Source organism: Shimazuella kribbensis DSM 45090 (assembly GCF_000428065.1).
GTDB classification, from domain to species: domain Bacteria; phylum Bacillota; class Bacilli; order Thermoactinomycetales; family Thermoactinomycetaceae; genus Shimazuella; species Shimazuella kribbensis.
In genome coordinates this window covers 50766-65406 of record NZ_ATZF01000010.1, presented here as the reverse complement: position 1 = coordinate 65406, position 14641 = coordinate 50766, and the positions used below count along the sequence as shown (strand labels likewise).

14 protein-coding genes are annotated in these 14641 nt (G+C 39.7%); 11 read left to right on the top strand and 3 right to left on the bottom strand.

From position 1 onward, the window contains the following. Positions 1 to 191: 191 nt before the first annotated feature. A complete protein-coding gene (locus A3GQ_RS0113205; protein WP_028777444.1) occupies positions 192 to 1232 on the bottom strand; it encodes an aldo/keto reductase in 1041 nt (346 codons plus the stop codon). A 413-nt stretch (positions 1233 to 1645) separates the two neighbouring features. Here A3GQ_RS0113205 and A3GQ_RS0113200 point away from each other — a divergent pair, with 413 nt between their 5' ends. The 4 genes from A3GQ_RS0113200 (at position 1646) to A3GQ_RS0113185 (ending at position 4260) form a co-directional block, all read left to right on the top strand. Continuing rightward, positions 1646 to 2329 carry a DsbA family protein gene (locus A3GQ_RS0113200; protein ID WP_028777443.1) on the top strand — a complete coding sequence of 228 codons (684 nt, stop codon included), beginning with the start codon at positions 1646 to 1648 and terminating at the stop codon, positions 2327 to 2329. Next, the gene (locus A3GQ_RS0113195; protein ID WP_028777442.1) at positions 2326 to 2745 is read left to right on the top strand and encodes a disulfide oxidoreductase; all 420 of its coding nucleotides are present in this window, start codon (positions 2326 to 2328) and stop codon (positions 2743 to 2745) included. The genes A3GQ_RS0113200 and A3GQ_RS0113195 overlap by 4 nt, the downstream gene beginning before the upstream one ends. 90 nt (positions 2746 to 2835) lie before the next feature. Then, positions 2836 to 2997, top strand: coding sequence for a sporulation protein YjcZ (locus A3GQ_RS27110; RefSeq protein ID WP_156877713.1), 162 nt, complete (start codon positions 2836 to 2838; stop codon positions 2995 to 2997). A gap of 171 nt (positions 2998 to 3168) precedes the next feature. Next, positions 3169 to 4260, top strand: a complete 1092-nt coding sequence (locus A3GQ_RS0113185) for a M42 family metallopeptidase (RefSeq protein ID WP_051271770.1) — start codon at positions 3169 to 3171, stop codon at positions 4258 to 4260. 45 nt (positions 4261 to 4305) lie between these two features. Here A3GQ_RS0113185 and sspI read toward each other — a convergent pair whose 3' ends face one another. Beyond that, on the bottom strand, positions 4306 to 4515 hold the full coding sequence (gene sspI / locus A3GQ_RS0113180) for a small acid-soluble spore protein SspI (protein ID WP_028777440.1): 210 nt from the start codon (positions 4513 to 4515) through the stop codon (positions 4306 to 4308). A gap of 46 nt (positions 4516 to 4561) precedes the next feature. Between sspI and A3GQ_RS0113175 the strand changes: the two genes are divergently transcribed. The 5 genes from A3GQ_RS0113175 to sleB all read left to right on the top strand — a co-directional run bounded on the left by A3GQ_RS0113175 (position 4562) and on the right by sleB (position 10619). Further along, the gene (locus tag A3GQ_RS0113175; RefSeq protein WP_028777439.1) at positions 4562 to 5356 is read left to right on the top strand and encodes a TrmH family RNA methyltransferase; all 795 of its coding nucleotides are present in this window, start codon (positions 4562 to 4564) and stop codon (positions 5354 to 5356) included. 375 nt (positions 5357 to 5731) lie between these two features. Next, on the top strand, positions 5732 to 6733 hold the full coding sequence (gene pheS, locus A3GQ_RS0113170; RefSeq protein WP_028777438.1) for a phenylalanine--tRNA ligase subunit alpha: 1002 nt from the start codon (positions 5732 to 5734) through the stop codon (positions 6731 to 6733). Between the two features lie 17 nt (positions 6734 to 6750). Continuing rightward, positions 6751 to 9177, top strand: a complete 2427-nt coding sequence (gene pheT, locus A3GQ_RS0113165) for a phenylalanine--tRNA ligase subunit beta (protein WP_028777437.1) — start codon at positions 6751 to 6753, stop codon at positions 9175 to 9177. Positions 9178 to 9187: 10 nt separating this feature from the next. Beyond that, entirely contained in the window at positions 9188 to 9439 is a 252-nt protein-coding gene (gene zapA, locus A3GQ_RS0113160; protein WP_028777436.1) for a cell division protein ZapA, read from the top strand. 469 nt (positions 9440 to 9908) lie between these two features. Then, positions 9909 to 10619, top strand: a complete 711-nt coding sequence (gene sleB, locus A3GQ_RS0113150; protein WP_028777435.1) for a spore cortex-lytic enzyme — start codon at positions 9909 to 9911, stop codon at positions 10617 to 10619. Between the two features lie 82 nt (positions 10620 to 10701). On the opposite strand, the gene A3GQ_RS0113145 is transcribed toward sleB, so the two are convergent. Beyond that, a complete protein-coding gene (locus A3GQ_RS0113145) occupies positions 10702 to 11061 on the bottom strand; it encodes a phage holin family protein (RefSeq protein ID WP_037464939.1) in 360 nt (119 codons plus the stop codon). A 74-nt stretch (positions 11062 to 11135) separates the two neighbouring features. Here A3GQ_RS0113145 and A3GQ_RS0113140 point away from each other — a divergent pair, with 74 nt between their 5' ends. Further along, entirely contained in the window at positions 11136 to 13487 is a 2352-nt protein-coding gene (locus A3GQ_RS0113140; protein ID WP_028777433.1) for an endonuclease MutS2, read from the top strand. Between the two features lie 139 nt (positions 13488 to 13626). Further along, entirely contained in the window at positions 13627 to 14568 is a 942-nt protein-coding gene (locus A3GQ_RS0113135) for an aromatic acid exporter family protein (RefSeq protein ID WP_028777432.1), read from the top strand. The last annotated feature ends 73 nt before the right edge of the window (positions 14569 to 14641 follow it).

Here is a 14641-nt window from a genome sequence, read left to right as displayed (position 1 = left end):
CTAGTCTACTCTGGAAAGAAATATCGAAGACTACTGCTGATTCCGTTCGATATCTTCTATTTTATGACAAAAGAGAGAGTTGGAACTAGTTCATTTATCCAAATTTTATACAAAAAAAAGAGGAATCATGAATTCCTCTTTTTGCGAGATTAATATAACAGCAACTAGATTTCTTTTTTGTCACTCAAAACTTATTGTTTTATTGCTACTGGTGTAGGTTTTGATTTGCTGTTGGAGAAAGGTTGTTTGAGTGCTTCTTGTTGACCATTCAACCAGAGTTCTTCTACTTTCGCTAATTCTTCTGCTGTAAAAGGTGTTTTTTCACTAGCTTCGGCAAACTCTTTCAAATTTGCTTCGCTTGTAATATTAGGCAATACGGATTTGATAGCAGCACTTGCTAGTGAATAGAGAATAGCAGCTTGTCCGATCGTGCGATCGGTACCTTTATAGAGGAAACTCCAATCACGAACTGCTTGTACACCAGATTGCATCCATTTCACTGGTCTATGGTTTCGGTGATCTGATTTATCAAAGTGTTTGTCAGGATCATAGGAACCGTCTAATAGACCAGAAGCATGAGGGACCCGTGCGATAAGAGATGTACCAGCTTCCTCAGCAGCCTTAATCAATTCTCTTGCTGGATCTTGTTCAATGAGGTTATTAATGATTTGTGCCATATCCATTTTTTGTTTTTGGATAGTCGCAAGTCCTTCGTCTCTCCAACCGATATCAGGGCCTAATGCGACACCATAGCTGCGAATTTTTCCTTCTTCTTTCAATCGTTCCAATGTCTCCATTACTTCATCACTGATGATGGCCTCCATACGTGCATTATGCAATTGGTAGACATCAATGGTTTCGATTTTTAAACGTTTCAAACTAGCTTCACATGAATTGCGGATAGCTTCTTTGTCCCAGTACTGAGGAAGTTCGCTATGTCCACCGTGACGATCACCACGTTTGGCAAAAATGTCATACCCAAATTTAGTAGCAATGACTATTTTATCCATTAAACCTTCTAATGCTTCAGCAAGCAAAGTCTCCCCTTTGCCTTGACCATAGACGTCAGCAGTATCAAAAAAAGTAATGCCATAATCTTCATAAGCTACTCTGAGTAATTTTTTTGCTAATGTCTCATCTTTTACACCCCACCATGGCGTAGCAACGGACCAGACACCAAAGCCTACTTCGGAAACTTTTTTATCTACATTTTTCATGGAACGATATTTCACTTGTATATCCTCCTCGTTCTGTAACTTTTTTGTTTATGTAATTTTATTCTTTCATTTTCTAACCCATTGTAACACACTGCCCTTTATGCTTAGCAAGTAAGCAAAACCAAACTAGATTGTACCAATTATTTTCCAAACACAATAGAAGGTGAAATTTTTCTCTATCCTTGATATTATTTTCTTTATACATAACTCGATTTGAGCAAAAAATGATACATAAAATCCCAAGCGAGCAAAAGTACTTCAATTAATGGCATAGTTTCGCTATATTGTAGTGCTCCCTACTCATGGTTGTAATGTCTATTGTGTTCTCATAAAAGACACAGAAAGACAATACATAGTGAGCGAATTTGGGACAAAATGTTAAGTGGATTTGCTCATCTGGAGTACATAATAAAGTAGAGGTGACGTTGGTGGCTAATCAAAAAAAGTCTCGGGATATGCAAGGGATTGTAGTCGGTACGATACTTATCCTTGTACTAGCACTTGGACTATATAGTGTAATCAATCAATTTACAGGAACAAAACAAGAAGCTACAGATAAAGTATATCCAATTGATTATAAAGGACAACCATTCCTTGGGAAAGAAAATGCACCTGTTAAAATCATGGAGTTTGGAGATTTTAAATGTCCTGTTTGTAAGCAATTCGATGAAACCGTTTTTCCACAGCTGAAGAAAGATTTTATTGATACAGGGAAAGTAGCGTTTTACTTTACAAATTCACAAGTTATTGGCCCAGATTCTTTGACTGCTGGTGAAGCTGGTGAAGCAGTGTTTAAACAAAATCCTCAAGCTTTTTGGAAGTACTATGATGTCGTTTATCAAAATCAAGGAAATGAAGCAGTCGAGTGGGCTACACCAGCTTTTCTTGTTGATCTGATCAAAAAAAATATACCTGAAGTAGATGCCAAAAAAGTATCAGATGATTTAACAAAGAAGACATTTCAAAAACAAGCGCAAGACGATAATGTAAAATTCAACAACACTGGAATTGGTGGTGTACCTGCTATTTTGGTTAATGGCAAGTATATAGAAAATGGACTATCCTATGCAGATATCAAAGCTGCTATTGAAAAAGAGTTGCAAACAAAATGAAATCACTAATCGATCGATTTGGACTTTATTTTGCTTGGATTGTCTCCCTCATAGCTACAGGAGGAAGTCTTTATTTTAGTGAGGTTTTAGGTTTTGTACCTTGTGTTTTATGCTGGTATCAACGTATTTTGATGTATCCATTGATCATATTGCTAGGGATAGCAACATACCGCCAGGATAAAAAAATATCTATTTATGCTTTGCCTTTGGCTTTGATCGGGTTGGCTATATCGTTGTATCATATTTTCATTCAAATTTTCCCTCACTTAGCTTCTGAAGCTTCTTGTAAAGCGGGTGTGCCATGTACAGCAGATTCACTGAATTTGTTTGGCTTTATTACGATTCCTATGTTGGCCGGTGCAGCCTTCCTTTTAATCAGTATTACTTTAGTTTTTACCCAAAAATCTGCAAAATAGGTTTTTGCGGTGTGTGAATATCCAATCCGGATTCTCCTTTTGTACATAGTGTAGTGATATAGAGAAAGACTACAAAAGGAGGACTATGGCATGAGTGGATGTGGATCATTTGGGTTTTTAGGTAGTGGTATCGGTATCCTTATCGCCATTATTGTCATCATTGTCGTATTAGCACTTATCTTTGGCTGGTTTAGCTTGGGATTTGGTGGATTCGGCGGTGGCGGGTTTGGTGGCGGTTGCGGATTCTTTTAAATCCTCCTTTTGGAGGATTTTTTATTTTGGAAATATTTTGACCAGGTTAATCTTTTGTAGGATAATAGTTGGATATTAAGTTACAATAATCCTCATTGGTTCTTAATAAATCTTATGTTTTAAGCATTTTGATGAAAATTAAAAAAAGAGAGAAAGGGTAAGTGGTGTTTTATGTTGCAGACAACAACGACACGGCATTCATTTGCCACCATGCTGCAAGAGTTGATTGATGTTGCAGGTCCTTCTGGGAATGAAAAAGCTGTTAGAGAAGTTATGGAGAAATGGGCAAAACCATGGTCAGATGATATTACTACGGATAGATTAGGAAGTTTTATTGCACGAAAAGGATTATCTGGACCAAAAGTTATGATAGCAGCTCATCTAGATGAAATCGGTTTCATGGTAACCAGAATAACAGAAGATGGTTATCTCCGATTTCAGACACTAGGTGGCTGGTGGAGCCAAGTTTTACCAGCTCAGCGTGTAGAGGTGCACACAAGAAAAGGGAAATATTTAGGGATCATTGGTTCTAAACCACCACATCTCATGCCGATGGAAGAAAGAAAAAAGGGCGTTAATATGGACGATTTGTTTATCGATTTGGGTGTGGAATCTCAAAAAGAGGCAGAAGAATTAGGGATTAGACCTGGTGATTTTGTCACTCCTTATTCTCCTTATACCCAAATGAGCAACCCCCATCGTGTGGTTGGTAAAGCAATGGACAATCGCATTGGTTGCGCTGTTGTGACAGAAGTCCTTTATCGGTTATCTCAAGGGGTGAGACATCCCAATCAAGTTTTTGCAGTGGGAACCGTAATGGAGGAAGTAGGGAGAAGAGGGGCAAAAACAGCTACCGCAGTAGTGAAACCCGATGTCGCTTTTGCTATTGATGTAGGAATTGCTACGGACACGCCTAAAATAGGATATACTCCAACAGCTCTACATCTCGGAAAAGGTCCAGTTTTAGCTATTTATGATGCCGGTCATATTGCCCATCAACCTTTGCTGCGATTAGCAAGGGATGTCGCTGATGAAGAAGGAATTCCATATCAGTATGAAGTGGTCCAACGTGGAGGTACAGATGCAAGTCATATTCATACTTTTCATCATGGAGTACCAACTTTGACACTAGGTGTTCCTTCACGTTATATTCATAGCCATACATCTGTGATTGACCAGCGTGATGTGGATCAATTGGTCCATTGGCTAGTTGCATTGACTACTCGCTTGGATCGACGGACCATTGATAAATTAACGAGGTAGTGGAGAGTAACTTTCATAAAAAAGGCCACAAAATGTGGCCTTTTGTTATTTTTGTATTTTTTCGTGAAGAATATCGATCATATTTTGTTGTTCATTCGGATCACTGTTTTTCCAAATCACTTCAAATAAAACGCCTAATCCCGGCAGGAGTTTTTCTTCACCTTGACTAATAGAATCTTCAATTAAACCTGTGAGTTCGCTGTTGTCCATCTGTTGAATATTATGGATAACCGCCCCACGTATGTTAAAATTCATTTACAATCACCTCATAGATTTCCTATGTGACCAAAGGAAAATTTTCATGTACTATTTCATAACTTCTCCCCAAAATCTACAAGTTAAACGTTGGAAAAAATTACTTGCGAAAAAAGGTCGGAAAAATCAAGGCACTTACCTTGTAGAAGGAGTTCATCTCCTTCAGGAAGCTATCAAAACAGAAACAGTTATGGAAGCCGTTATTGTAGAAGAAGGAAAACAAAGTGCAGATCATCTTTTGTCTTTTTTGGAAGATAGGGTACCGATTTACCAACTTCCGTCCACTTTATTTTCGCAGTTGACAGAAACAGAACAATCACAAGGTGTTATTGCGGAAGTACAAATACCTCAGTGGGATTTAGAACAACAAGTAGAGAAAAGTAAAAGGATTGTTGTATTAGATGAGATTCAAGACCCAGGAAACCTAGGTACTATTCTTCGAACGGCTTCGGCTGCTGGGGTTGATCTTGTGGTTCTTGGAAGAGGAACGGTGGATTTATTCAATAGCAAGGTTATCCGTTCAACTATGGGTGCTGTGTTCCGTTTGCCTATCGTCGAGGCGGATTTATTGGAATGGATTCCAAAATTAAAAGAAGCAGAAATAAAAGTAGTAGGAACCTCCCCGCATCAAGGTGTGTATTCTTTTGATTATAAGTTTCCTGACAGAGTAGCTATTGTACTTGGTAATGAAGGAAAAGGAATCAATGATGCCGTTTTACAGATGATGGATCAAGCAGTTATGATTCCTATGTTTGGTGCGACAGAGTCTTATAATGTATCCATTACTACAGGTATGCTCTTGTATGAATGTATGCGGCAGCAAATGAAATCCGAAAAATAATTAGTTGAACGAAATAGTTTTAGATCTACACTACTTTGCTAAAAGATTTCATTTATATCGTTCTAAGTAATTGCAACTTTGTTTTCTATCCGATATAATGGTTGCGATCTTTATTCATCTATATATTTGGCTATGACAGAGACAGAACACAATGTATCCATTCCAGGGAAGAAAAGTCTAGACTGCGAACTTTTCTATGGCGCTACTTGTGTTATTCACTCTTGAGCTGCCCCTTGAATACCAGAGTAGGGGGGACCGGCAAAATGCTGTCCGTTATCAGCAGAAAGTGGGGGAGATTTTATCTCCTCAACAAGGGTGGTACCGAACTCTCGTCCCTTAGGGATGGGAGATTTTTCTTTTTAAGGGGAGTGTGCGATGCGAGATCGATTATTAGCGTTACAAGGAGAGGCATCCCAAGAAATTGTAGATGCACCCAATCTTGAATCGCTAAGGGAAGTAAAAGTGAAATACCTTGGAAAAAAAGGTGAAATTACGAGTGTATTACGAGGAATGGGCAGCTTATCAGCAGAAGAGCGTCCTGTAATCGGTGCATTAGCAAACGATGTGAGATCAACATTAAGTACATTGATCGAAGAAACAGAAGCAAAGCTCGAATCCGCTAAGATGGCTGAAAAATTAGCGAATGAAAATGTGGATGTCACCTTGCCTGGGAAGTCTATTTCTATTGGATCACTTCACCCGATTAATGCTGTTATTGAAGAGGTAGAGGATATCTTTATCGGGATGGGTTTTCATATTGCAGAGGGACCAGAAGTGGAAACAGATTATTTTAATTTCGAGATGTTAAATTTACCAAAAAATCACCCTGCTCGGGATATGCAAGATTCTTTCTATATCTCACCAGAAACCTTGCTTCGAACACATACATCAGCAGTACAAGTTCGATCGATGATTGATAAAAAGGGAGAAGTTCCTGTACGTGTGATCAGTCCAGGGAAAGTTTACCGTCGAGATGACGATGATGCTACTCACTCTCATCAATTCACCCAAATTGAAGGATTAGTTGTTGATAGTGGGGTTTCGATGAGCGAATTACATGGCGTGCTTCTCCACCTTATCCATAAATTATTTGGGGAAGAGACAGAGGTTCGACTGCGACCTAGTTATTTCCCATTTACCGAGCCAAGTGTAGAAGTAGATATTTTTCATCCTGAAAAAGGATGGATTGAGATTTTGGGTGCTGGTATGGTGCATCCAAGCGTACTTGAAAAAGCTGGATATGATGCTGAGAAATATACGGGATTTGCTTTCGGGATTGGTGCCGAACGAATCGCGATTTTAAAATATGACATAGACGATATTCGTCATTTTTATCAAAATGATTTACGTTTTATCAAACAATTTAAATCGGTATAAGAGAAAGGAGGGTAAATATGTTAGTTTCTTATGAATGGTTATCTGAATATGTGGATATTAAAGGGATTTCACCTGAAGACATAGCAGAAGAGTTGAATCGTACAGGAATAGAAGTGGAAGTTATTTATACACGTGATGCTGGTGTTTCCCGTGTTGTAGTTGGGAAAGTAATCAATTGTACCCCGCATCCAGAGGCAGATCGTTTAAATGTATGTTCTGTACATGTTGGTCATCCTGCTCCATTGCAAATTGTTTGTGGAGCAAAAAATGTAGCTGCTGGTCAGTTGGTTCCAGTTGCATTAGAAGGTGCAACCCTTCCAGGAGATATAAAGATTAAACGAACAAAACTTCGTGGAGTAGAATCACATGGCATGATATGTTCTGCCAAAGAACTAGGATTGCCGGATAAAGTTTTGATGAAAGAACAACAAGATGGAATTTTAGTACTTGGTAAAGATGCTCGCATTGGTCAAGATATCAAACAATATTTAGGGATGAATGATCAGGCGATTGAATTACAACTAACACCAAATCGCTCGGATTGTTTGAGTATGTTTGGAGTCGCCTATGAAATATCAGCTATTTTCAATCGTGATCTTACTTTGCCTGAAGTAGAAGTAGAGGAGTCCCCAGAACAGATCGCGCCTGTATCTATTTCCATACAAAATGAAGAGGATTGTCCTGTTTATGCTGCACAAGTGATTCAAAATTTACGTATTGGACCATCTCCTCAGTGGATGCAAAATAGATTGATCACAGCAGGTATTCGTCCTATCAATAATATCGTGGATATTACCAATTACGTGATGATTGAAACCGGGCAACCACTTCATGCTTATGATTATGAACAAGTTGGTGGAGGTCAAATCGTTGTACGGCGTGCAGTAGAAGGAGAACAAATCATTACGTTAGATGGTGTTACCCGCACGGTTGACGAGGAAACAGTATTTATTACCAATGGACAGGAACCATTAGCACTTGCTGGAATTATGGGCGGTGAGTCAAGTGAAGTAACACATGCTACCACTACCATATTATTAGAATCTGCTTATTTTGATCCGCAAATGGTACGTAGAACATCACGCAAGTTGGGTCTTCGCTCGGAAGCGAATCATCGTTTCGAACGAGGAGTAAATCCAGAGCGTGTACAACCTGCATTGGCACGTGCAGTACAGTTGTTATACGAGTTTGCGTATGGTGAAGTGGCATCAGAGATGGCAGTAGCGGGTTTCGGAGAAGTAGAAGAAGTTCAAGTAAATCTTCGCCATGATCGTCTTACTACAGTAATGGGAGTACCCATTGAGCAAGAAGAGGTATTGTCTATATTCGAACGCCTCCAATTTCCGGTATTTGTTGAAGAAGGTGTATATCAAATAACAGTCCCAGTACGCAGACCTGATATCAATTTGGAAGTCGATTTGATTGAAGAGGTTGCTCGTCTTTATGGATATGATCGTATTCCCACCTCTCTTCCTTGGGGACAACAGCAAGCTGGAGGAAGAACATGGATTCAACAAAAACGCCAAGCTATTCGTCATACCTTGCGGGACCTTGGGTTGAATGAAGTTATCACGTATAGTCTTACTTCCGATGCTTTGGAACAAGAAATTGCGTATCCTTTAACGGTTCCCTATATGCCTATTCCGATCGCCATGCCGATGAGCAACGAACATGCAATTTTGCGGACCAACCTGTTGCCTCAATTGGTACAAGTCGCTGCACGTAACCGAAATCATGGTGTCTCTGACGTGTCCATCTATGAATTGGCTAAAGTATACTTAGCAAGCGATGATAACCAACATACCCTACCAGAGGAGCGTTTCCAACTTGCATTTTTGATGACGGGGAATTACCATCCTGCAAACTGGGAAACTGCTGCACAAAAAGGCGGAGATTTCTTTACTGCCAAAGGAGTTCTGACTACTTTGCTAGAACGTCTTCGGATAACAGGTTTGGAATATGAAGTTATCTCGATGGAAGGATTTCATCCTGGTCGTACTGCGATTATCAAGCATGATAACCAAGTGATTGGAGTATTAGGGCAGTTGCACCCTGTGCTGAGTCAGAAATATGATTTGGATGATACGGTTGTTTGTCAGTTTGATTTGGAAAACTTATTGCTGACATCTACAGATCAGTTAACTTATCAAGCTATTCCTCGTTATCCAGGAATTACCCGTGATTTGGCTCTTTTAATTGATGAATCCGTTCCAGTTAGTCAAATCGAAGCAGGGATTCGAGCGGTTGCTGGAGAATTACTCAAATCAGTGACTTTATTTGATGTATTTACAGGTGAGCAAGTAGAGGCCGGAAAGAAAAGTATTGCCTTTAATCTCGTATATCGCTCAGATGATCGCACATTAAAAGATAAAGAAGTTCAGAAGGCACATGACAGAGTGGTAGAGTATCTGGTGGAGACATTCGAGGCAAAATTGAGACAATAATGGTGGTTCTATGAGCAAAAACAAAATGTCTGTCGAAATATATGGTCAATCTTACCCCATAGTCAGCAAAGCTAACCCAGCACATATGCGTGAGGTGGCTAGTCTTGTGGATCACAAGATGCGTGAACTTGCGGAGATGAACCCACGTTTAGACACCACCAAATTAGCTGTATTATCTGCTTGTAACATAGCTGACGAATTTTTGCGACTAAAACAAGAGTTTGATGAACTGATGCACCTTGTTGAAGATGAAACCATCTAGTATGGAACGACCAAAAACCCACTTCTTATTCGCGGAAGTGGGTTTTTTTATTGGTTTATAGAATAAAAGTATATGTACATTTTCTCGTGTGCAGCCGGGTCCCCTGAGGTCCCCGACTGCACAATGAGCTCACTTCCGCTTCAGCCTCCGTAGCACAGCGAAGAGACCATAGATCAAGAAGATACCGATGAAGATACCTCCGACCCAGATGTCCGCCGGATCCTCAGATGCCAGAGCTAGGAACATATGAACTCCAGAGGTGTTGAAGACAAAGACTTTCCTTGTCCAGACCTCTGATATAAGCATAAACGATAAAGTAAGAAAATGTAATAAGAATGATGGATTATTTATGAATAATAAGAATAGTAGTTTTGGTTTTCTCTAAAAGATAAATCCATATGAATAGGTATCTTAGAAAGAGGAATAATACTGTTAAATTCCAACCTAAGAGAAAGGTTGTGTAGGACAGTTGAGAAAGAAATGGGTTGTGTTAACCCTGCTTTTTGTTTTGTTTGTTCCCTTTTTCTTGGGGAGTGGGAAAGTAGAGGCAAATGCATTTGGTAAGACCACTCTCCGTTATGGATCGAGTGGAGGAGATGTCTATGAACTGCAAGGCAGATTGAAGCATCTAGGGTACTATGCTGGAAAAATAGACGGTTCATTTGGAGCGAAAACAAAAAATGCAGTAACTTGGTTTCAATGGAAATTTGGTCTTAAGTCCGATGGCGTAGTAGGCGGAAAAACAAAATTAAAATTATGGGGAGCGACCAAGGCTTGGAGGCCAAGTGGCACAACTTCCAAACCGGTACAATCATCTAGTGGATTTTCAGCCCAAGATCTAAAATTGTTATCCCAAGCTGTTTATGGAGAAGCAAGAGGAGAGCCATATACAGGGCAAGTAGCAGTTGCAGCAGTAATACTCAATCGTTTGGAAAGTTCCAATTTCCCCAACACTATTTCAGGTATACTTTTTGAACCATTGGCTTTTACGGCAGTTGCAGATGGGCAGATATGGCTTACTCCCAACGCTACAGCTAGAAAAGCAGTATCGGATGCGATTAATGGATGGGACCCTTCCAGTGGAGCGACGTATTATTTCAATCCAGTTACCGCAACTTCAAAGTGGATATGGGGAAGACCGCAGATCAAAAAGATTGGTAAACATATTTTTTGTAAATAAAAGCTTAGAAAAAAAAGGTTACTGTTGTAAATTCAGTAACCTTTTCTTTATGCTGTCCTTTCTGATGGATAAGAAGAATGGTTTATTCAATTGGAGCCTTGGATCGCGTAGTGGGTACAAAAATATCGATGATTCCGATGAGCATTGATGCCACTAACGCAGAGAAAAAGCCAATTCGATAACCAGGAATGATAAATTGAATCACGTATAAGATACCTGCACTTACTAAAAATCCTACTACTCCCCTGCCATAGGGTGTGATGCGATTGCGTGTAAGTGCTTCGACCAACCAACCCACCACCATAATAGCCAGAGCTGCTAACAAGACAGATCCAAAACCTGCGATGGAGAATCCAGGAATCAAAAAAGCGACTAAGGCTAAGACGATAGCAGAAACGATAAAGCGAATAACATGGCGCAAAATAATCCACCTCCTAGACATAGTCTGCATCCATTGCCGTTTTTTACTCCTATAATGGTATAATAAGAATGTTTGTAGCACGGAGGTGTAACATAGTGGAACATTCGTCTTGGAATGCATTGGAATATACACAAATCAAAGAAATGATTAAAAATTTAACGGTGACTTCACTTGGAAAAGAAGAAATAGAAAAAGTAGAGCCTTCTGCAAATTTTCACCAAGTAGAACATCAACTTCAAATAACCGCAGAAGCGATGGACTTCTTACGCTTGAGAGGGGAAGTTTCGCTTTACGGATTAGAAGATATTCGAAATGCATTAAAACGCGTAACAAAAGGAAGTATCTTGCAGATAGAAGAGTGTTGGGATATTGCAACGACCATCCATGCAGGAAGACAAATCAAATCTTCCATGCGGCAACTTCCCGAAGAAAATGTCCCATTGACGTATTTGCGAAAAAACTGCGAACAAATAGCGAGTTTGGATGAGCTAGAAGAAGAGATTAAACGTTGTATTGGGGAAGATCTCGATGTGAAAAGCGCTGCGAGTGTTGAGCTGCGTTCTATTCGACAGAAGTTAGTGTCAGGCAGACAACGAATTCAAGAGACATTGCACCAGATGTTACGTTCTACTCGGATTCAAAAGATGCTACAAGAATCGTTAATTACGATACGTAACGATCGTTACGTGATTCCGATTAAAGCAGAGTATCGTGGGTCACTCGCTGGAATTGTTCATGATCAATCGGCCTCAGGTGCTACTTTGTATGTGGAACCTGCATCCGTAGTAGCTTTGAACAACCAACTGAGAACATGGGAGTTAGATGAATCCAGAGAAATCGATAAAATATTATCAGCTTTGTCTGATTTAGTAGCGGAAGTTACCAATGAATTAACACAAAATATAGCCATCCTTGGTGAGTTAGATGGTCTATTTGCCAAAGCTGAATTTGCCAGAATACAGCGAGCAATGGTGCCAAAACTGACAAATAAGGGACCGCTCGTTTTAAAACAAGCTCGTCATCCTTTGTTAGCAAGAGAAACGGCTGTACCGATTGACTTGATGCTTGGTAAGGATACACAAGCTATTATTATTACAGGTCCAAATACAGGTGGAAAAACCGTAACGTTAAAAACGGTAGGATTACTTGCTTTGATGACGCAAAGTGGCTTTCCTATCCCTGTATTAGAAGGTACCGTGATGCCTGTATTTAGTGGTATCTTTGCAGATATTGGGGATGAGCAAAGTATCGAACAAAGTTTAAGTACATTTTCCAGCCATATGACTAAAATCATTCGAATTCTAGATAAAATCGATCATCGCGGTTTGGTTCTCTTTGATGAATTGGGTGCTGGTACTGACCCTACAGAAGGTGCTGCGATGGCAGTCGCTATCTTAAATCATGTGCTGAAGAAGGGTTGCTCGATTGTAGCGACAACCCACTATAGTGAATTAAAAGTGTTTGCTCATACTCACCCCAATGCTGTAAATGCAAGTGTCCAATTTGATGTCGAAACACTGCGACCCACATATAAGTTGGAAGTAGGAGTTCCTGGTGAATCCAATGCGTTTTCCATCGCCAAGCGATTAGGTTTGTCAGATGCAATCATCGAGGCGGCGAAAGAAGAAATTTCACAAGAAGAGAGCAGATTGGAAGAAGTGATCACTTCCTTAGCCAAAGCGAAACGGGAAGCAGAGGAAGAAGGTACACGAGCATTACACCTGAGAGAAGAAGCTGAAAAGTTGTATCAAGATGTACGGGGGAAATGGCAACATTGGGAAGAAGAAAAGCATCAATTGCATGAAAAAGCAAGACAAGAGGCTCGTTCCATTGTCAACAAAGCTACAAGAGAAGCAGAGGAAGTATTGACGGAACTTCGGGCTTGGGCAAAAGAGAGGCCTCAAGATATAAAAGAACATAAACTTACCGAAGCAAGGAGCAAATTAGAACAAGCAAATCCAGGTGTTACACTGGTTGCTCCAGTTGAAACATTTGCACCTGAAACGGAACTTTTATCAGTAGGGGATGAAGTAAAGGCAAAAAGTTTTGGTCAAAAGGGTACAGTAGTAGAAATACTTACAGATAATCAATATCGTGTCCAGGTAGGTTCACTGAAGTTGGTATTGAATCGCACTGGACTTACCAAACTAAAATCGACTGTTTCCACTACCAAACCAATCACTTCTGTACGTAGTCGTTCTTTTGTTAAATCGGAAATAGATTTAAGAGGCAAACTTGTCGAAGAAGCATTGTTGGATATTGAAAAGTATTTGGATGATGCAATCCTTGCTGGGTTTAAACAAATTCATCTTATTCATGGAAAAGGTACTGGGGCTCTGCGCAAAGGAGTTCATACTTATTTAGCAAAACATCGCCGTGTTGCTTCTTATCGGAATGGAGAATATAGCGAGGGCGGTTTAGGAGTTACAGTAGTAGAATTAAAGTGAGGGAAGAATAATGAAATATTTACCTCCCATTTTAGGTGGGGTGTCCCTGCTCTTTTTGATCGTCGGTATCCTATGGTTTTATTTTTACGCAACATAAACGAAACGACAAAGACACACAGCACATTGAGGGTGACTCGTAGTGAAAATTGGTTCTAGAATCCTAAAAACAGCTATCGGAGCGGCTATTTCCATTGCAGTTGCCCAAGCATTTCAGCTCACTTTTTACGCATCTGCTGGTACCGTTACTATGTTATGTATCCAAAGAACAAGAAAAAAATCATATGAAATTGCGTGGCAACGTTTTTTAGCGTGTCTGATCGGTCTAAGTGTTGCAGCAATGATGTTTACGTTCGTCGGTTACAATCCATGGACGATCACCCTTATTTTGCTTATCAGTATTCCTTTGATGATTCGTTTCAAGGCTAAAGAAAGTGTGATTGCAAGCTCTGTTTTTATTTTTCATTTATATGTGATGAAGCATATCACATGGCAGTTTATCGTGAATGAACTTGCTCTTATGGTAATTGGTATTAGTGTTGGTCTCATATTGAATCTGTTTATGCCAAGTGCAGATCAAGAGTTGCGTCGTTACCAACAAAAAATTGAAGAGAACTTTGGTATTATTTTTCATGAAATGTCTCGTTATTTACGAGAAGGAGATCATGATTGGAGCGGAATAGAGATTGTTGAGACCAACAGGTTATTGAAAGAAGCAAAAGAAAGAGCGATTCACAATGTAGAAAATCGCTTTGATGAAGAGGAATTAAAATTTTATCGATACTTCCAGATGCGGGATAAACAGTTTGATGTACTGGATCACCTCTTGCCGCATTTGGTCCGTTTTCATCCCCATACGGACCTTGGAGAGAAGCTAGCCGATTTCTTAGATCAGATAGCGGAAGGTATTCATCCGGGAAATACGGCGGATCTGTATTTAGACCAGCTTGATAAAATGAGTGAAAAATATCGTAAAATGCCACTGCCACGGACAGAAGAAGAGTTTGATATGAGGGCAACACTCTTTCTGATTATGAATGAAATACGTCGTTATCTTACGATTAAAAAAAGATTAGCAAAGTAAGCTAGGCGAAGAGAGCGCTGCTGTAAATTATATTACCGTCTACACCATAAGATAGATATTAGAAGGCAAAACA

Bases quoted from the DNA above. Each gene is read 5' to 3' on its own strand.
- A3GQ_RS0113195 (WP_028777442.1), top strand. From the start codon at position 2,326: ATGAAATCACTAATCGATCGATTTGGACTTTATTTTGCTTGGATTGTC.
- A3GQ_RS27110 (WP_156877713.1), top strand. From the start codon at position 2,836: ATGAGTGGATGTGGATCATTTGGGTTTTTAGGTAGTGGTATCGGTATC.
- A3GQ_RS0113185 (WP_051271770.1), top strand. From the start codon at position 3,169: ATGTTGCAGACAACAACGACACGGCATTCATTTGCCACCATGCTGCAA.
- sspI (WP_028777440.1), bottom strand. From the start codon at position 4,515: ATGAATTTTAACATACGTGGGGCGGTTATCCATAATATTCAACAGATG.
- A3GQ_RS0113175 (WP_028777439.1), top strand. From the start codon at position 4,562: ATGTACTATTTCATAACTTCTCCCCAAAATCTACAAGTTAAACGTTGG.
- pheS (WP_028777438.1), top strand. From the start codon at position 5,732: ATGCGAGATCGATTATTAGCGTTACAAGGAGAGGCATCCCAAGAAATT.
- pheT (WP_028777437.1), top strand. From the start codon at position 6,751: ATGTTAGTTTCTTATGAATGGTTATCTGAATATGTGGATATTAAAGGG.
- zapA (WP_028777436.1), top strand. From the start codon at position 9,188: ATGAGCAAAAACAAAATGTCTGTCGAAATATATGGTCAATCTTACCCC.
- A3GQ_RS0113145 (WP_037464939.1), bottom strand. From the start codon at position 11,061: ATGTCTAGGAGGTGGATTATTTTGCGCCATGTTATTCGCTTTATCGTT.